The sequence below is a fragment of the Spartinivicinus marinus genome, assembly GCF_026309355.1.
GTDB lineage: Bacteria > Pseudomonadota > Gammaproteobacteria > Pseudomonadales > Zooshikellaceae > Spartinivicinus > Spartinivicinus marinus.
In genome coordinates this window covers 5009467-5029396 of record NZ_JAPJZK010000001.1, presented here as the reverse complement: position 1 = coordinate 5029396, position 19930 = coordinate 5009467, and the positions used below count along the sequence as shown (strand labels likewise).

Here is a 19930-nt window from a genome sequence, read left to right as displayed (position 1 = left end):
GATCACCTGTCAAAGTAATTACATGTGATACAACATAGACTTCCTCCAACCTTACAGGTAAACTCTAGATCATTACATGTAACAAACAACATGTATAACACTTAGGAGAAAAGCATGACTCGCAAGTCTGGCGCCCACTATCAACGCATGTTTAGAGAGCGCTTGCGGGCACAGGGCCTGATCAAAAAAGATGTCTGGATATTGCCTGAACATGCTTCTACTCTGCGACAAGTAGAGAAAGTTTTACGCCTACCAGACACGCAACCGAGCGATATAGAGAGGATCACAATGGCTGAAGAAACATTATGGAACACCCAGTCGCTGTATGAAGAGCTCAACAATGTTGAGCTATTTAAATCAGATGCAGCCACTTTAGAAATAATTGAAGGTACCGACCAGTGTTTGCACATTGTTATGCATGAGTACGCTGATATTCCCATCTTCCTCAGCGTGTCTGGTGAACAAATTCTGGCTGAAGTGATTCTCTGGTCAACAGAAGAAATCAATGACATCACTGCCTTTAATGAAGAAGTACTACGCACCCACAAGCTACTACCTCTATCGAGTATTAGCCTGGACCGCTGGCCAGATGGTAAAGATTACTACTGTTTATTTGGTGCATTAAGTGCTTCGTCAATCATCCCTAGTATTGTATTTGAAATAGAGACCCTGGCGGACAATGTTATCAAAGCATCTGAAGCCTATGAACGTTTTTTGGTTAAACCGGAAGGAGCAAGCGCATGAGCATCTGGAGTAAACTAATGACAGCCGTTCGTGGTGGTGCAACAGAAATTGGCGAAGTGATTGTTGATAATCAAGCCTTGCGCATCCTTGACCAGGAAATTCGTGACGCTGGTGAAGAGCTTAACCGCTCGAAAACCGCTCTAGCGAATATTATGGCCAAAGAAAAACTCGCCAACGATAAATGCAGCCAACTAAAAACTAAAATCAGTGAATATGAAACCTATGCCAGCCAGGCTTTAGAAAAAGGCAATGAAACATTAGCAGTAGAAATTGCAGAAAAAATTGCAGATTATGAGTCACAGCTGGCAACCGAAGAAGAATTAAAAAGCGGCTTTAGCCAAAGCGTCGAAAACTTACGAAAAGCCGTTACCCATGCTGAAAGCAATTTGAGGCGCCTTAAACAGCAAGTCGATACAGTAAAGGCAACCGATAGCGTGCAAAAAGCCCAAGCAGCCGTTGCAGCCCGCTATAGTGGGGCCAATTCAAAAATGCAAACTGCAACTGATTCACTCGACAGAATCAAGAAAAAACAAGCAGAACGTGCTGCCCAAATGGAAGCCGCGCAAGAAATGTCAGAAGAGCATAGCGATACCAACTTAGAGTCAAAAATGAAAGCCGCTGGAATTAAACCTGGCGCATCCAGTGCTAACGATATTCTGGCCCGTTTAAAAGCCAAAAAACAAGGCTAATCTTTTCACTAGCCCCACTCTCTAGGGGCTAGCTATTTTCTTCATTAATTTCCTTCCCACTCTTTTAATGCTTGCTTTCTTGCGGGTTGTTGTTCAGCATTAGCTCCCGTTTGAAAAATGAGGAAGCAACCATGACCTCCTTATCTGCTGAAGTGCTTGCGCAGATGAAATCAGTAGCCAAACAAGCCGCAGCCAATGCCTACTGCTGTTACAGTCAATTTCCTGTGGGAGCAGCCTTGTTAACAGCTGATGGACACATGATTCCTGGCTGTAATGTGGAAAATATTTCCTATGGCCTCACTAACTGCGCCGAAAGAACCGCTATTTATTCAGCTACTGCACAAGGGATTAACAAGCAAGCCATGCAAGCCATGCTCATCTATATGCCTGGTAATAAGCTTTATTCTCCTTGTGGTGCTTGCCGCCAGGTCATCGCTGAATTTTTAGCGGCAGATGCACCTATTTATGCTGCATGTGATGATGAAAATCAGCTACAACAGTGGACTGTCCAATCACTATTGCCAGCCGGCTTTAGTTTTGATGGACTATAAAGCAAGTAGTCAGCACTACACATAACGTTTAGTTAATAAAATAAAAATTCTTAAAATATAAACACGTTTCAATAACCAGCGGAATCGCAACACTTTTAAAAAAACGGCTCAAAACTTAACCAATGGGACAAAAAGCGTTTGCGATAGGCAATGAATTTGTAATAATTGGCCGCTTTAACGCTGGTTGAGGTAGACCCATGATCCTACAAATAATAATTAGCCTCGGGGGGATGCTCGTCCTACTGGGGATTGCCTTAGCACTATCAAGTAACCGAAAAGCCATTAACGTTCGCACCATAGGGGGAGCATTTGCACTTCAATTACTAATAGGCGCTTTTGTTTTATATACATCTATTGGCCAGGATGTCTTAAATGCCATGGCCAGTGGCGTCAATGCTGTCATCACTCAAAGTAAAGTAGGCACTGAATTTTTATTTGGCGATCTAGCCAAATTTAAAGTGGGCTTTGTCTTTGCAATTAATGTATTAACCGTCATTATCTTTTTCTCTTCACTAATTGCCGTGCTTTATTATTTAGGCATCATGCAGTTGGTCATTCGTTTTATTGGTGGCGGCATCCAAAAATTATTGGGTACCAGCCGTCCAGAATCTTTATCTGCAACTGCCAATATTTTTGTTGGGCAAACCGAAGCCCCGCTGGTGGTAAAACCCTTTATCCCTACCATGACTCAATCAGAGCTATTTGCCATTATGGTTGGTGGGTTAGCCTCTGTTGCTGGTACCGTACTTGCGGGTTATGCCGGTCTAGGGGCTGATATGAAGTTCTTGATTGCAGCCAGTTTTATGGCAGCACCAGGTGGGCTATTAATGGCAAAAATAATTATGCCTGAAACGGAAGAGCCCCATCAGAATTTTGATGAAGTATTAGATGATGCAGATAAACCCGCCAATGTCATTGATGCAGCTGCTGTAGGTGCTTCCAATGGTTTACGCCTGGCAGTTAATGTGGGCGCTATGCTAATTGCCTTTGTTGGGTTAATCGCCTTGTTAAACTTTTGGCTAGGTGGAATTGGTGAATATTTTGGTGTTCAAGGGTTAACTTTCCAAGGTTTATTGGGATGGTTCTTTTCACCCATTGCCTTTGTTTTAGGCGTACCTTGGAGTGAAGCGCATCAGGTAGGCTCATTAATTGGGCAAAAGCTGATTTTAAACGAGTTTGTTGCCTACATGGATTTTGCCAATATTAAAGACAGCTTATCACCCACTTCTCAAGCAATCGCTACCTTCGCTCTTTGTGGCTTTGCCAACCTGTCTTCTATTGCCATCCTGTTAGGGGGGCTTGGTAGCTTAGCGCCTTCTCGCCGTCATGATATTGCTAGAATGGGGATTAAAGCAGTGATTGCAGGAACCCTTTCCAACTTAATGAGCGCTACTATTGCCGGAATCTTTTTAACCTTGGCTACCTTATAGCTCGCCAAAGTATTCTCATACTCAAGGACACTGCAGAATAAATATGGAGTAACAGTATTGTTACTCCACTTTATAAAAGGGTGTCGAAAAAGTTAGTCGATATAGGGGAAACAGGGTGTTCTGCACCTTTTTAGCGCTTGACGGGTTTAACTCTTGATGGGCCAGAGATGGCCTTTCAAGAATGGCGGAAGAATGCACTGTTATTCCCTATCAAACACCAAACCTACTTTACACCCTGTCACTCTATATTCTCCAACTTTTGCAAAAACCTATTCAAAAATAACCTTTCAGTAGCCCCTTTGTTTTTTATCAAGTTTTCCCACAATATTTTCCAATTTCACTTGATTTTACACCCAGGAAAAGGCATAAGAAAAAACCAGACCGATTGGACAACTTTTTTAGATTCACATAGAGTAGTAACCCTATTCAGCCTAAGCTTCATCATATAAAGCAATAAGAGAAAAGTATGACTCAATTAGCACAAGCTGCACAACAAGCGCTTAACTTAATGGACCTGACCTCCCTCAATGACGATGATACTGAAGCGAAAATTATTCAGCTTTGTCACCAGGCCCATAGCCCTGCAGGAAATACAGCCGCGGTTTGTGTTTACCCTCGATTTATCCCTATTGCCAAAAAAACGTTAAAAAGCCTGAACTGTGAAAATATCCTGGTTGCCACTGTCACTAATTTTCCAGCGGGTGGAAACGATGTCGCTATTGCGGAAGCAGAAACTCGTGCTGCTGTTGCCTACGGTGCCGATGAAGTGGATGTGGTATTTCCCTATCGAGCACTAATGGCTGGAAATGAAACGATTGGCGCGGAACTGGTTGCTGCTTGTAAACAAGCTTGTGGTGACAAGGTTAAGCTCAAAGTGATTATCGAAAGTGGTGAGTTAAAAGACCCAGACTTAATCGAAAAAGCCAGTCTGATCAGTATTCAGGCAGGAGCTGATTTTATTAAAACTTCCACCGGCAAAGTACCTGTTAATGCCACTCTAGAAGCGACAGAAATCATGCTAAAAGCCATCAAAGCTACCGGCAGCCAGTGCGGTTTTAAAGCAGCAGGAGGCGTGCGTAACGCTGAGCAAGCAGCAGAATACTTATCGCTAGCCCACAATCTGTTAGGTGATGACTGGGTTTCTACACAACACTTTCGCTTTGGTGCCAGCAGTTTATTAGCAAGCTTACTCACCACCTTAGGCCACCAACCAGAAAACCAAGTAACAGGTAGCGGTTACTAAACACTATCAACAACAAAAATACGCCATTAAAAATCAACTTTAAATACCCTTCAGAATGCCTCTGTCATTCATGAAGGGTATAAAACCAATAGGGGCGCGTAAGATGTATTTACCTCAAGAAATTATTCGCCAAAAGCGCGATGGCCACTCGTTAAGTAAAGAGCAAATACAATTTTTTGTTGAGGGGATTACCTCTGGCAAAGTCAGCGAAGGACAAATTGCGGCATTAGCCATGGCTGTTTATTTTAATGATTTTACTATGGCTGAACGAGTTGCTTTCACACAAGCCATGCAGCACTCGGGGGATGTACTCGACTGGAGTGATTTACAGTTACCTGGCCCTATCGTAGATAAACACTCTACTGGAGGCGTAGGGGATGTCGTCAGCCTCATGCTAGGACCAATGATTGCTGCCTGTGGTGGCTATGTACCGATGATTTCAGGCCGTGGCTTAGGTCATACTGGCGGCACACTGGATAAACTCGACAGCATTCCTGGCTATAACACCAACCCAGATAACACCCAGTTTAGAAAAGTCGTCAAAGACGTCGGCGTTGCCATCATTGGCCAGACTGCCAACCTAGCACCTGCAGATAAGCGGGTTTATGGTATCCGCGATGTCACCGCTACCGTTGAATCCGTAGCAATGATCACCTGCTCCATCCTCGCTAAAAAGCTTGCAGCTGGGTTGGATGCATTGGTGATGGATGTCAAAGTCGGCAACGGTGCCTTTATGCCCAGTTACGAAAAATCCAAAGAACTGGCTCAAAGTATTGTCCAAGTCGCTAATGGTGCTGGTGTTGCTACCAGCGCACTGTTAACCGATATGAACCAAGTACTTGCCAGTACTGCCGGTAATGCCGTGGAAGTTCGAGAAACAGTTGATTATTTAACCGGGCGCTATCGCAACCCTCGATTACATCAGGTAACCATTGAGTTGTGTGCTGAGCTGTTGCTGCTGGCCAATCTGGCAGGCTCAATCTCCGAAGCCCGTGATAAGCTCAACATCGCCTTAGACAGCGGTAAGGCTGCCGAGATTTTTGCCAAGATGGTCAGCGCCCTGGGTGGCCCTGCTGATTTACTGGAAAAGCCAGAACGTCTCTTGCCCCTAGCTTCTATCAGTAAGCCACTACTAGCACCACAAGCTGGCGTCGTATCCACTATGAACACCCGAGAGTTAGGTATTGCCGTTGTGCAGTTAGGCGGTGGCAGACAACGTGCGTCAGATAAAATCGACTATCAAGTAGGCTTATCTGATATTGTGACGTTAGGCACAAGGGTTGACAAAGGCCAGTCATTAATGACAATTCATGCCCGCAACGAAACTGACTGGCGAGCAGCCGCAGAGTATATTTTAGCCAATGTAACCTTATCGGCTGCAGCACCAGAAACAACATCGTGTGTCTATGAGCGCATTGATTTAGTAAGCTGCCAAGAGAAGCCCCTATGAAACGAGCTTTAATTTTAGTACTGGATTCCTTTGGTATTGGTGCCACCGCCGATGCACACACTTTTGGTGACACGGGTGCTGATACCCTTGGTCATATAGCTGAAGCTTGTGCAAAAGGTAATGCTAATAATGGGCGCAGCGGCCCACTGAACTTACCGAACCTGACCAAACTAGGTTTAATGCATGCCGCAAGAGGCAGTACTGGTAGCTTTCCCATGGGTGTGGATACCCAAGTTGACCTTATTGGCGCCTATGGGTTTGCCAAAGAGCTCAGTAGTGGCAAAGACACGCCAAGCGGCCATTGGGAAATAGCTGGCGTACCCGTGCTTTTTGATTGGGGCTATTTTTCTGAGCAGGAACAGAGCTTTCCTCCCGAATTACTGGAACAGCTGATTGAGCGAGGCAAATTACCTGGCGTATTAGGTAATTGCCATGCCTCTGGCACCACAATTATTCAACAGTTAGGTGAAGAGCATATCAACAGTGGCAAACCCATTGTTTATACCTCAGCTGATAGCGTGTTCCAAATTGCCTGTCATGAAGACAGCTTTGGTTTAGAACGGCTGTATGAGCTGTGTGAAATTGCTCGTGAGCTTTGTAATGAGTACAACATTGGTCGGGTCATTGCTCGCCCCTTCGTTGGTGATCATCCAGATAAATATGCACGTACAGGCAACCGTCGTGACTATGCGGTATCTCCTCCCGCCCCAACCGTACTGGATAAACTGGCTACTGCAGGTGGTGAAGTCATCAGTATCGGTAAAATTGCCGATATTTATGCACACCAGGGCATTACTCAAAAAGTCAAAGCCACCGGTTTGGACGAATTATTTGATGCAACCCTGACAGCAATGGACAACACTGGCGACAACAGTATTATTTTTACCAATTTTGTCGATTTTGATTCATCCTATGGCCATCGCCGTGACATTAATGGTTATGCCTGTGCCTTAGAACATTTTGATCAACGCTTGCCTGAACTACTCAATAAAATGCAGCCTGATGATATTGTCATCATGACCGCCGATCATGGCTGCGACCCCAGCTGGCCCGGCTCAGACCATACTCGGGAACATATTCCTGTGTTAGTTTATGGTCAGTCCGTTCCCGCTCAAGACCTGGGCCAACGGGAAACTTTTGCAGACATCGGCCAAAGTCTAGCAAGCTACTTTAAGTTAACGCCGATGGAATACGGCACTTCATTTTTATCTTAACGCATTCATTTTTGTTTTTAGAACGAACAAAACGGAGAAAAAACATAATGGCTACTCCTCACATCAGTGCAGCCCCAGGTGATTTTGCCGAAACTGTATTAATGCCAGGCGACCCGCTAAGAGCTAAATTTATCGCTGAAAATTTCTTAACGGATGCTCAGTGTGTCACTGAAGTCCGTAATATGTTTGGTTACACCGGTACTTATAAGGATCGCCGTATTTCAGTCATGGGCTCCGGCATGGGAATTCCTTCCATATCCATTTATGCCAAAGAATTAATTACTGATTATGACGTTAAAAAAATTATTCGGGTGGGTAGCTGTGGAGCCGTTGATGACAGCATCAAATTGCAAGACATTATTATCGGCATGGGCGCCAGCACAGACTCCAAAGTTAACCGGATTCGTTTTAATGATTATGATTTTGCCGCTATTGCGGATTATCAATTATTAGCCAATGCCGTTACTGCCGCTAAGCAAAAACAATTACCAGTGCGAGTGGGTAACGTGTTTTCATCCGACTTGTTTTATACCCCTGACCAGCAACTATTTGAATTAATGGCAAAATACCAGGTATTGGCTGTTGAAATGGAAGCGGCTGGTTTATACGGAGTGGCCGCTGAATATGGTGCGCAAGCACTGGCTATTTTCACTGTTAGTGACCATATTACCCGCAACGAAAAACTCAGTGCAGAAGCACGTCAGACCAGCTTTAAGCAAATGATTGAGTTGGCATTAGATTCTGTTTTACTAGACAAATAGCGTTTAATATGGAATAACAGGAAATGCTTCCTACAGAACACTCTGTTACTCCATATACATTAGCTTTTGCGATAATCTCTGGTGGCTTTTTATTTAGGATACCTTAATTAAAAGCCTCTTTATAGAACACCTCTAATAATTGCTTATGGCCTCTCTGCAAGCTGATGGGGTTTTGAACTGTTATTAGAGGCGCCCTATATAGAAAACTTCACTTCCTCACCATTATTTGACCGATTTTGAGTAAACTGCCTGACGATTTCATCGGGGCTGACTGGCTCACAAAATAAATACCCCTGGGCTTCATCACACAACAACTGTTGTAGATACTGTTGTTGCTCGATAGTTTCCACACCTTCAGCAACAGTTCTGATCCCCATGCTTTTGGCCAAATGAATAATGGCCCTGACAATGCCGGCCTGATCCGCCTCATGCCCCCCTGTCGTAGAAATTTGATGAATAAACTGCTTGTCAATTTTAACGCAATTAATAGGTAGCCGGTTTAAATAACTTAAGGACGAATAACCTGTACCGAAATCATCAATGGCAACACCTACTCCAAGATCTTTAAAGGCATGGAGTAATACACTGTTTTTTTCGACATTTTTCATTACAGCGGATTCAGTTAATTCAATTTCCAGGTCACTGCCAGCCAGCCCATACTCTGACAACACTTGTTGGATAAATTTGTGTAACTGATTATTTTGTAGCTCGGTAGCTGAAACATTCACCGCTATTTTTACTGAGAGCCCTGCCGCCTTCCATTCCTGAGACTGCCGACAAGCCTCTGTTACAATCCAACGTCCCAGGCTATGAATTAATCCTGAATTTTCTGCAATAGGAATAAACTCCAACGGCATGACCTCGCCAAATTCAGGGTGTGTCCAGCGTGTTAATACTTCAACACTGGTATATTGCCCAGTAATTAAATTGGTTCTGGGCTGAAAGGTCAGGTACATTTGTGGCGAACCAATGGCTTTTTGTAAGTCTTTTTCTAGCCTTACTCGCCGCTGCATAACCTCTGCCTGCTCTTCCTTAAACAGCGATACATGTAATCCCTTATGTTTGGCCTGATACATCGCAATATCGGCATTTTTAAACAGCTCGCCTAAGTTATCACCATCTTCCGGATAGCAGGCGATACCAATACTGGCACCTAATTCAATTGGGTGATCATTAATTTGACATGGTTCATTTAAGGCTTCCCTAATTCGATTTGCTAATTGCAAAGCCGTCAATGAATTGCACTCAGGCAAAATGATCGAAAACTCATCTCCACCTTGACGACACAAGGTGTCTACTTCGCGTAAACTGGATTTCACTCGCTGACCAATTTCTATTAATACCGCATCGCCCACGTCATGACCCAAAGTGTCATTAATTTGTTTAAACTTATCCAAATCAATCACCATCACCCCCATACTTTTTTTCTGGCGTTTGGCCATGGCTAAGCTTTGCCTAGCTCGTTCCATCAGTAAACGACGGTTTGGCAAATTGGTAAGCGAATCATAAAACGCCAGATTTTCAATTTGCTCCATCCGTCTTACCCGCTCAGATATATCTTTATGAATACCAATGACTCGACGGGGATTCCCTTCCACATCAATATCCACCACTTTACCGCGGGACAACACATGAATTAATTCGCCGTTACTGCGATACATTCGAAACTGGTCTTCATATTCACCATAGCGACAAATATGATCACTGATAAAGGCTTTGGCCTTTGGTAAATCATCAGGATGAACATATTGCAGCCAGGCCTGGGGATCATCTTCAAATTCAGTGCTTGCATAACCCAGCATGGCAATATACTGCGGGCTATAAAAAATACTTTGGGTTACCAGGTCATAATCCCAAATGCCTTCATCTGCCACTTCAAACGCATAACGCAACTGTTCCTCACTGCGTTTTAAGCGCTCTTCTGCTTCTTTACGCCGGGTAATATCAGTTAATGTGCCAAGCAATCTGATTGGTTTACTTTCTCGATCAAACTGGGCTTTGCCCCGTTCCAGCACCCAAATATAATGACCATCACGGTGTTTTTTACGATGCTCACTTAAATAAAACTCACTGCCTTCGCAGGTATGCGCCTGACATTCTTTGATCGTTCTTTCGCGATCCTCAGGATGAATTAAGCTTAACCATTCCTCTCCATTTAAAATCATGTTTTCCTGGCTATAGCCAAGCATTTCATACCAGCGAGGCGAGTAAAACAGCATGCAATCTTGGATTTCCCAATCCCAAATGCCATCCTGGCTCCCTTCTAAAGCTAACTGCCAACGTTGCTCAGAACGTACTAATTTGTTAATGGCACGATGTTGTTCAGTAATATTGACAGCAAATGCAATGACGCCACTGATAAAACCATCACTACTCAATACAGGGGTATAACGAAAGTCATAGACTTCTGCTTCTCGATCAGGAGCCTCATAACGACGCTCAACCTGGACAGTTTCACCGCGAATAATTTGATTTAAAAAGCGAATGCCTTCATCTTCACTGGAAAACTCCACGGCAACGGGTAAAAAATCCATGCCCAATTTAATGTCGGTATTTGCATAACGCTTCATTAACTCAAAGTGTGTTTCATTGAAAAAGGTATATTTAAAATCCATATCCAATGAAAAAACCTGGATCGTGGGATTATCCAATAAATCATGTCCTCGCCACTCAGTCAGACCGGATTTCAGTAATTCATCGTCGCCTGCTTCAACAGCTTTTTCAGGGTTTTGTAGCAATTCCAATGTTCGCTGTGTTTCCAATAATTCTTGCTGAAGCTCTTTTAAATTACGAAATATTGAAAAAATGGGTTTTCGCCATTCAGATAAATCTGGCAAAGGCTCAACTCGTAAGCCAATCGCCATCCATACACATGCCATTGAAGTTGCTATGCCACTGGCCAGCCAAGCATAAGCCAATAAATCTTGTCCCGCTAAATAACTGAGCTCTGCTAGGTTATGACGCAAGACAGAATCAACCAGCAAAATCAACAGCATGGTAATTCCCAGCCGCAGAGCCGCTGAAATACCAGGCATAAACCACACCAGGATTTCCCATAAAATTGCCATCGATACCAGCATTAACATGGAAATAGCGGCACTGACCAAGGAGGGTAATACCATAGAGCGTACATGCAGAGGTGAACCATCAGCCACCAAACTGGTATTAAGTGAGGCAAGCCCTAGATTAATAAGCGGTACCAGGCTACTAACAATAATTAAACCAATAGCCACTCTTGCCGCAAAAGGCCCTTCATAAAGATAAAGGAGAATAACCCCAAAGATCATGCCACTGTAAACAGTAATATCTACCAGCATGAGTGACAGTGGCTCTTTGACTATACGAAAATCGGCATAGCCATAACGCCAGGCCAAGACACTGAAAATAACCAATGCCCCATACAATAATGCCAGGGTAAATTTTTGCCGAAGTCTATGACAAAGGCAAACTAACCCATGAATAACGATCAGGTTGACCACAAAGCTCGGCAGCTCTTCAAGCACGCCAACCCCCTTGGATGAAAACAGCTACTTTTTAAAAATGCTTTTTCATAACTTTAGCCCAGCAAATGCCATTATGCTGGTTGTACTCACTACTTATATCCCTCGAAAGTTAACAGGTAACTCGCTACAATGCCGTCACAACTCGGTATTGATATTTAGTAGGGTTAACGCTTGTCATCTCAACAACCACCTCATGCAGAGCTTTCCTGGGATTCACAGGGGCTCCCTATCGCCACCACATTCGACGATGTTTATTTTTCAAAAACCAATGGCCTAGCAGAAACACGCTATGTATTTCTTGCCCACAACCAGTTAGCAGAACGCTGGCAAAATCTTCGAGACAATTTTTTTACTATTGCTGAAACAGGCTTTGGTACCAGTTTGAATTTTCTCTGTGCCTGGCAGCTTTGGCAGCAACATGCGCCAACAACAGCACAGCTGCATTATATTTCCTGTGAGCAATATCCATTAACCAGGCAAGACTTATTGCAGGCATTGGCTTTATGGCCTGAATTAGCGCCCTTTGCTAATGAATTGCTAACACAGTATCAGATATTGGGACCTGGCATTTATCGCTTCCAATTTGCTAACGGCAAAGTCTTACTTACCTTATTGATTGGGGATGCCAATGAGAGTCTTCCACAGTTGGATGGTTCTGTTAATGCCTGGTTTCTAGATGGTTTTGCCCCCGCCAAAAATCCTGCACTATGGCAGCCAAGCTTATTTCAAGCGATGGCTAATAAAAGCACTGTAGGATCTACCTTCAGTACTTTCACTGCTGCTGGGATCGTTCGCCGTGGTTTACAAGCGGCTGGTTTTACGGTCAGTAAAGTCAAAGGATTTGGTAGCAAGCGGGATATGCTGTGCGGTATTAAAGAAAATACCATCTCTTCTGGAACAACCACTAAAACCCCATGGTTTGATCGCCCCCAACCACTTCAGGCTGCTCAAGCCAAGCAAGCCCTAGTAGTCGGTGCAGGTTTAGCAGGAGCCTCCACAGCAGAAGCCTTGCGCCTGAGAGGCTTTAAGGTCACGGTGTTAGATCAGCAAACAGCTCCAGCTGAAGCCGCTTCAGGCAACCCTCAAGGTGTGCTTTATGCCAAGCTATCTGCTCACCTAACGCCATTAAACCAATTAGTTAACCAAGGCTATCGCTTTAGTTTGCAGTGGTTGAACAATATCCAACAGCAATTACCCCAACAGCCTTTTTGGTCTGCTTGCGGGGTGATTCAGCTGGCATTTAATGATAAAGAAGCCGAGCGTCAGCAGGCTATTATTAACAGCGGTTTATACCCTGAGAGCATGGTACAAGCTGCCACTGCTGCCATGCTTAGTCAGCTAGCAGGTACAGAAATAAAATACCCAGGGCTATTTTTTCCCGAAGCAGGCTGGGTATCACCCAAGCAATTATCCACCAGCCTCTTGCAGCAACCTGGCATTTGCTTTATACCACAGGCGGAAATTATTGATATTCAATGGCAAGCAGATGCGCAGCAGTGGTATTTAACTGACCACCAACAGCGTCAATGGCAAGCACCTGTAGTGGTCATTGCTGGAGGCACACTAAGCAATCAACTGAAAGCCAGTCGCTATTTAAAGCTAGCAGCCATTCGAGGCCAAACCAGCTACTTCCCTGTTAATGAAATCAGCCAGCAGCTGAATACCGTCATTTGTGGTGATGGTTACTTAGCACCAGCTTTTGCTGGTCAGCATTTAGTAGGTGCTACCTTCAACCACCATACAACAACTGTTGCACTAACCGCTGAAGACCATTTACTGAACTTAAACCGTTTACAACAGTTAGCCCCTAATTGCTATACTGCTTGCCAACAGCAACAGCCAACCGGGTTTACCACGGGAAGAGTTGGCTTTCGTTGTACAACACCTGACTTTTTACCTGTCATTGGTCCACTTGTTACAGAGCAAGCCTTTATTGAAACATACGGTGATTTGCGGAAGAATGCTCGACAACCCTTTACTCAACCAGCTCCTTACCAGCCAGGCTTATTTGTTACTACTGGGCATGGCTCAAGGGGGTTGATTTCTGCGCCACTTGCAGGGGAAATTCTTGCCTGTTATGTAACAGGTGAGCCTATGCCTGTGAGCCATGAGTTACTCGCCGCTCTTCACCCTAGTCGCTTTTTGGTGAAGGACTTAATTAAACGTAAGCGTTAAAACCAAAAAGAATACGGCTTATGAGGCATCAGGACTTTGTTCATAGTGACAATTATCCCACATCTTATTACGCTGCTAGTGCTAATCAGCAACCTGTTTACCCCCGTTTAAGCGAACATAAAACTGTTGATGTTTGCATTATTGGCGGAGGATTTACTGGTCTTGCTGCCGCTCTGGAATTAGCCGAACGCAATTATCGAGTGTGCTTGTTAGAAGCCCGTAAGGTCGGATGGGGGGCCTCGGGCCGAAACGGTGGTCAACTGATTAGAGGAATTGGACATAGTGCTGAGCCATTTCGCGCATTGATTGGCCAGGAAGGCATTGATGCAATTTGGCAAATGGGCATTGAAGCCGTAGAAATCGTTAAAGAGCGCGTTAATAAATACCAAATAGATTGCGACTTAACCTGGGGTTATTTTGATGCAGCGAATAAACCCAAATACCTTCGTCAACTCGCTGATTACTACCAAGCATCCACTCAACGCAATTACCCTTACCCATTAAAATGGATTAGCCAGACAGAACTCAGCACAGTAATTGGTACAAACTGTTATATCGGTGGACTAGTCGATATGGGCAGCGGCCATTTGCATCCATTAAATCTTTGTTTAGGAGAAGCCATTGCAGCCACCCAGCTTGGGGTTGAAATCTATGAAAAAAGCCCTGTCACCGCCATTGAGCCGGGGCTACACCCCACAGTAAAAACGCCCTATGGTCAGGTCAAAGCCAATGCTGTTGTGGTCGGCTGTAATGCCTACCTTGGCCAGCTAGTGCCACAGTTAGCAGGTAAAGTGCTTCCCGCAGGCAGCTATATCATTGCGACTGAGCCACTGACTGATAGCCTTGCTCAACAGTTATTACCTCAGAATATGGCTGTCAGTGACCAGCGAATAACTCTGGACTATTTTCGTCTATCTGCAGACAAACGGCTGTTATTTGGTGGTTTATGTCATTATTCTGGCCAGCACCCCAGCAATATTCATCATGCATTACGACCCAATATGCTTAAGGTTTTTCCACAACTGGCCAGTGTGAAGATTGATTATCAATGGGGAGGCAATATTGGCATTGGGGCGAATCGAATGCCCCAACTCGGAATACTTGATCAAAATATCTATTATGCTCAAGCCTACTCAGGTCATGGTTTGAATGCCACCCATATGATGGGACGGCTTATTGCTGAAGCATTGAGTGGTCAGTTAGAACGTTTTGATGTGTTTGCTAAAATCAAACACATCACGTTTCCTGGAGGTCCCTTATTAAGATCCCCCTTGTTAGCGTTAGGGATGCTGTATTACCGCTTAAAAGACTACTTTTAATTTAAATAAAGACTGATTGTTAAGTATGACTATTAAGCATGTTGCTTGGTTTTTAGTTGTCCATCATGTTGCCACTCACAACGCACTTTTAATTCTTCACCCGGTGAATGATAACTTTTCTCTGCATGCCAGCTAAAAGTATGGGTGCCAGCCAGCTCAGTTTCTAAATGTACGGTGGCAGAGTTCCAATACATTTGCTTTAAAATAGCTTCAAACTTTTTTATCCATTGCTCCCAGTCACACTCCACAGCACAATAAGATGCTCCAAAGTGGATAACTTGGGTTATATAAGTACCTTGCTCAGGCTGGCTGCCTGAAACAGCAAAAAAGTCACGAGACAAAAAAGGCCACTCATCCCCTCCAGGCAATGAATGAATAGTGCGTAAATTATGGTATCTACGTTTAAGCACTTCTGTCTCATTACCAAAAGGTAAGTCTTTTATACAACCATAAACTATTGACTCACGGTCCAAGTGATACTCCTTCCTGAAAAGACCGACAAATGCCGTATTGTAGCGCAAAAAAACCAATACTTAGGGACACTTGATAAATAACGTGAAAAATGTTGTTTATTTGAGTGTTCCGTCGTATTACTCAAGCATTACTGACGGTCTATTTATTTGTTCAGCGAGCGCTAATTGACAAATAGTTTCAGGTTTGATACTTCATTCCCTGAAGCAATAATTGTGTCGAACGCCTCAATCAACCTATACCCTTCCAACCTATACCCTTCGCTTTGGCTATATTAATTAGTTACTGCACCAAGTATTTTTTAGCTGTTTATAGGGTAAATTGGGGATTTGCAGTATGACTCAATTAACAGTAACTGATTCCCCTCCTAGGCTTCGATTATGCTACCAACTTTCTAGAGAAAGAAGCACCTAAGCAAGGGTTTGTTCACAGACTGGTGTTTTTTTGAAAAGAGTGAGACTTAATTACTCTAATTCAGCCAAACAACCATTGCCAAAAGCTGGGCTTATTTAACTCTTCTTCACATTGCTTTAGTTGATAGCGATACCGCTTAGCTTTTTTTTCAACACGCTTAGCCACCCCCATCAACCAGGGCTTACGTCGGTAGGTACGGCGCTGGTAACCACCCCACCCTTCATGATAATTAAGGTATTGATTGCGCGCATCAGATAATTTGACACCATTAATGCGTAGCGATTTATTGGTATACCAGCCAATAAAATCAACAGCATCAGCAAATTCATCCCGATCACCCCAGGCACCTATCTCTGTACGATAATCATCCCAAACACCATCTAGTGCCTGAGCATAACCATAGGCTGTTGAAATACGAGGCCCTGGAATAAATCCCCAATACCATCGCCGTGGCGGTCGTGCATTCGCCACATAGCTGGACTCATGATACATAATGGACATCATAACAGGGATCGGTGTTCCCCACCGCTGGGTACTCTTTTTAGCTTCGTGGTACCAGTCTTCTTTTTCTTGGAATATATTGCAAATATTATGAGGGTTTTCGGGTGGTGGAGCATGGGCACAGCCTGTCAAAAACAAACTGATCCCCACTATTAACCCCACCATGCGTTTACCCGAAGTTGTAGCGTAATGGCGCTTGATTAATTGCCAGCGACAACCAGGTAAACCAGAATTACGAATAAAGCTAACTTTCGCCAGAATGATACTGCTCCAACAATGCGATTAAGGCTTGCTCATTGAGTATATCAACACCTAAAGACTCCGCTTTTGCCAGTTTTGAGCCTGCTTTTTCGCCAGCAATAACGGCAGTTGTCTTATTTGACACTGAACCGGATACTTTTGCTCCCAGCGCTTGTAATTTTTGCTTAGCCTCATCACGAGACATTTGTGACAAGGTACCCGTTAATACATATGTATAGCCAGCTAATGGCTTTTCCTGAGCATGTTCTACTACAACTGTTGGCCATTGCACGCCATAGTCAATCAATCGCTTAATAACGGCCAAATTATGTGGCTCACTAAAAAATACGGCAATATGCTTCGCTACGATAGGCCCAACATCCGACACCTGTTGCAAGCTTTCCTGATCAGCCTGCTGCAACGCTGTTAGGTCACCAAAATAATTGGCCAACTGTTGTGCAGTTGCCTCTCCTACTTCACGAATACCCAGCGCATAAATAAACCGGGCCAATGTCGTCTGCTTAGCCTCAGCTAACGCATTAATTAAGTTTTCTGCTGACTTAGGCCCCATTCTTTCTAGTTTAGCCACCGCTTCTGCGGTTAGGTTAAATAAATCAGCCACATCGTTGATCAGATCCTGATCAACTAATTGTTCAACGAGCTTTTCACCTAATCCATCAATATCCATCGCTCGGCGGCTGGCAAAATGCTTAATGGCTTCTTTACGTTGTGCAGCACAAATTAAACCACCACTACAGCGTGCAACCGCCTCTCCTTCAACCCGTTCAATCTTTGATTCGCAAACAGGGCAGTGATCAGGCATCGAAACCGGCTGCGTATTAGCTAACCGTTTTTCAACAATAACTTTCACCACTTGAGGAATGACATCCCCTGCCCGACGAATAATCACAGTGTCACCCGCTCTTACATCCAGGCGAGCCACTTCATCCATATTATGTAGTGTGGCATTGGTGACTGTCACACCGCCGACAAACACAGGCTTCAAACGAGCAACAGGTGTGATTGCCCCTGTTCTTCCCACTTGAAACTCCACTTTTTCTAATACAGTACTTTCTTCCTGGGCAGGAAATTTATAGGCAATTGCCCAGCGAGGGGCCCGTGCTACAAAACCTAATTGTTGCTGCTGAGCAAGTGAGTTCACTTTATACACAATGCCATCAATTTCATACGGCAACTGTTCCCTTTTTTGCTCAAGCTGGGTGTAATAATCTTGGGCTTCAACGACACCAGTCACTACTTTAATTTCTGCATTCAGTTTAAATCCCCACTTACCCAGCAGAGCCAGTACTTCATTATGATTATCCGGCAGATCGCCACCTTCGATAATACCGACGCCATAACAGCACATTTCCAACGGGCGGTTAGCGGTAATACTTGAATCAAGCTGACGTAAACTACCTGCAGCTGCATTACGTGGGTTAACAAAGGTTTTTTCACCTTTTTCTGTCGCTATTGCATTTAAGGCTTCAAACCCCGCTTTGGGCATATAGACTTCACCACGTACTTCTATTCGGTCAGGTATTTGATCACTCATTAGTTGTAATGGTATAGAAGGTATGGTCCGAATATTTAGCGTAATATCTTCACCAGTATTGCCATCCCCTCGAGTTGCCGCTCTTACCAGCACTCCTCTTTCATAAAGCAGGCTGACAGCAATACCATCAAGCTTAGGTTCACAGGTGTACTCAATTGAAGTATCAGTTTTCAATCGGTCTTGAAGTCGTCGCTCAAAATCAGCTAATTCTTGTTCATTAAATGCATTATCCAATGACAACATGGGAAGTTCATGCACCACTTCATTAAACCCAGCCAGTGGGGCAGCACCCACTCGTTGCGTAGGTGATGAGGGAGTGACAAGTTCTGGGTATTGCCGTTCTAAGCTTTGTAATTCCCGTAGCAAGCGGTCATATTCGGCATCAGTGACAAGCGGATCATCTTTAACGTAATAGTAATAATTGTGCTCATTAATAGTCTTTCTTAACTGTTCAACTTGTTGTTTAACTGCACTTGATGCTGACATTTATTTCCCCAACAATCAGCTAAAAAACGTCAGGCCTGCAAAGCAGGCCTGATATCATAGAAGTTAGTATGAAAAAAAGAGTTTATTGAACGGACTGTTTTCTAACCAGGACACGACGTTCGTAGTCCATAATGCGCTGGCGACAGTGCTCTAGGGTTTGCTGTGTCATCACACTGTGCTGCTCATCTTTCAACTCACCTTGCAATGAGCGGGACAAATAGTAAGCCGCCATCGCCATTTCCTCAAAGGCTTTCATTGGCTCTGGAGGCCCAGGCAAACTCATGAATAAGCTTACTACTGATGTTTGCAACCGCTCCATAGAAGCTAAATCAAAGTAGCCTGGTTCTACGCCATTAGCTGCACTGAATAAAACACAACCATTACCATCAGGCTGTTCATGACGATGGAAAATTTGCATCTCACCAAACTTGAGACCATTTGCCAATAATGCATGCAGCAGCTCACTACCAACAAACCCTTCTTCAGTTTTTGCAACAACATTAATAATGATCACTTCCTCAGCAGCAGCCCGATTGGACTGATCCATCACTGTGGTAGCAGGCTCTTGTTTAACGGTTTTTACTGGCGCTCGTTTGGTGGTTTTCTGTTTACTGGTACTTTTATTGATAACACGAGCAGCCGTAGGCTTAGTCACAGGTGTTGTATAGTGATCAGTCTTATCAGCTATTAACACATCATCATCCACCTCAGCATCAGAAGTAATTATAGGCTTAGCCGTTGACGCTCTTTTATTTATTACTGAGTTATTACTAGCCCCTGATACCTTAGCTGTTTTATATTGCTGTAGTGGTGTCACTTTATCTGTTTTTTCTGCAGCCACTGGCGTATTGATCAGTGGTGGCTCTGGTGCCACGGTTTCTTCAGCCACGGTGGGCACTTCATCATCCAGTATCACTGGCTGACCTGCTTGAGCTATAACACGAGCTCCCCCGTTGGGTAACTCACTATTAAAATCATCAACGTCATTTTGTAACCCAGCTCCCATTCCTAAAGACAAATCTCTAGCACGACGCCGGTTAATTTTCATCCGACGATAACCATCAAATAAAATACCGGCTATCACAATCATGCCGATAATAATTAACGATTCTCGTAACCCGATATCCATTGTGTTTGTCAACCTTATTACTAATTAGGCTATCATAACCCTACTCAGCCACTTC

Annotated in this window: 15 protein-coding genes; 10 read left to right on the top strand and 5 right to left on the bottom strand. The window is 44.0% G+C overall.

The window, feature by feature from the left end; genetic code table 11:
• Positions 1-114 precede the first annotated feature (114 nt).
• The 8 genes from OQE68_RS22565 (at position 115) to deoD (ending at position 8082) form a co-directional block, all read left to right on the top strand.
• The gene (locus OQE68_RS22565; protein WP_180567470.1) at positions 115-744 is read left to right on the top strand and encodes a YjfI family protein; all 630 of its coding nucleotides are present in this window, start codon (positions 115-117) and stop codon (positions 742-744) included.
• Positions 741-1433 (top strand): PspA/IM30 family protein, encoded by a 693-nt coding sequence (locus tag OQE68_RS22560; RefSeq protein ID WP_180567471.1) that lies wholly within the window; start codon positions 741-743, stop codon positions 1431-1433. The genes OQE68_RS22565 and OQE68_RS22560 overlap by 4 nt, the downstream gene beginning before the upstream one ends.
• A 131-nt stretch (positions 1434-1564) precedes the next feature.
• Positions 1565-1984 (top strand): cytidine deaminase, encoded by a 420-nt coding sequence (gene cdd, locus OQE68_RS22555; protein WP_180567472.1) that lies wholly within the window; start codon positions 1565-1567, stop codon positions 1982-1984.
• A 197-nt stretch (positions 1985-2181) separates the two neighbouring features.
• On the top strand, positions 2182-3414 hold the full coding sequence (locus OQE68_RS22550; RefSeq protein ID WP_180567473.1) for a NupC/NupG family nucleoside CNT transporter: 1233 nt from the start codon (positions 2182-2184) through the stop codon (positions 3412-3414).
• Between the two features lie 466 nt (positions 3415-3880).
• Positions 3881-4657, top strand: a complete 777-nt coding sequence (deoC, locus tag OQE68_RS22545) for a deoxyribose-phosphate aldolase (protein WP_180567474.1) — start codon at positions 3881-3883, stop codon at positions 4655-4657.
• Between the two features lie 103 nt (positions 4658-4760).
• Entirely contained in the window at positions 4761-6107 is a 1347-nt protein-coding gene (gene deoA, locus OQE68_RS22540; protein WP_180567475.1) for a thymidine phosphorylase, read from the top strand.
• Positions 6104-7321, top strand: coding sequence for a phosphopentomutase (locus OQE68_RS22535; RefSeq protein ID WP_180567476.1), 1218 nt, complete (start codon positions 6104-6106; stop codon positions 7319-7321). Before deoA ends, OQE68_RS22535 begins: the two co-directional genes overlap by 4 nt.
• A 47-nt stretch (positions 7322-7368) precedes the next feature.
• The gene (gene deoD / locus OQE68_RS22530; RefSeq protein WP_180567477.1) at positions 7369-8082 is read left to right on the top strand and encodes a purine-nucleoside phosphorylase; all 714 of its coding nucleotides are present in this window, start codon (positions 7369-7371) and stop codon (positions 8080-8082) included.
• Between the two features lie 194 nt (positions 8083-8276).
• On the opposite strand, the gene OQE68_RS22525 is transcribed toward deoD, so the two are convergent.
• Positions 8277-11585, bottom strand: coding sequence for an EAL domain-containing protein (locus OQE68_RS22525; protein WP_180567478.1), 3309 nt, complete (start codon positions 11583-11585; stop codon positions 8277-8279).
• Between the two features lie 171 nt (positions 11586-11756).
• Here OQE68_RS22525 and mnmC point away from each other — a divergent pair, with 171 nt between their 5' ends.
• A complete protein-coding gene (gene mnmC, locus OQE68_RS22520) occupies positions 11757-13760 on the top strand; it encodes a bifunctional tRNA (5-methylaminomethyl-2-thiouridine)(34)-methyltransferase MnmC2/FAD-dependent 5-carboxymethylaminomethyl-2-thiouridine(34) oxidoreductase MnmC1 (protein WP_180567479.1) in 2004 nt (667 codons plus the stop codon).
• Between the two features lie 20 nt (positions 13761-13780).
• Complete coding sequence (locus OQE68_RS22515; RefSeq protein ID WP_180567480.1) at positions 13781-15079, top strand: NAD(P)/FAD-dependent oxidoreductase; 1299 nt, start codon at positions 13781-13783, stop codon at positions 15077-15079.
• Positions 15080-15111: 32 nt separating this feature from the next.
• Here the strand turns inward: OQE68_RS22515 and OQE68_RS22510 are convergent, their stop codons facing one another.
• The 4 genes from OQE68_RS22510 to zipA all read right to left on the bottom strand — a co-directional run bounded on the left by OQE68_RS22510 (position 15112) and on the right by zipA (position 19875).
• Positions 15112-15552 carry a hypothetical protein gene (locus tag OQE68_RS22510; protein ID WP_180567481.1) on the bottom strand — a complete coding sequence of 147 codons (441 nt, stop codon included), beginning with the start codon at positions 15550-15552 and terminating at the stop codon, positions 15112-15114.
• A gap of 472 nt (positions 15553-16024) precedes the next feature.
• A complete protein-coding gene (locus OQE68_RS22505) occupies positions 16025-16630 on the bottom strand; it encodes a transglycosylase SLT domain-containing protein (protein WP_180567482.1) in 606 nt (201 codons plus the stop codon).
• A 79-nt stretch (positions 16631-16709) separates the two neighbouring features.
• Positions 16710-18746, bottom strand: a complete 2037-nt coding sequence (gene ligA / locus OQE68_RS22500) for an NAD-dependent DNA ligase LigA (RefSeq protein ID WP_180567483.1) — start codon at positions 18744-18746, stop codon at positions 16710-16712.
• An 82-nt stretch (positions 18747-18828) separates the two neighbouring features.
• The gene (gene zipA, locus OQE68_RS22495) at positions 18829-19875 is read right to left on the bottom strand and encodes a cell division protein ZipA (RefSeq protein ID WP_180567484.1); all 1047 of its coding nucleotides are present in this window, start codon (positions 19873-19875) and stop codon (positions 18829-18831) included.
• Positions 19876-19930: the final 55 nt, after the last annotated feature.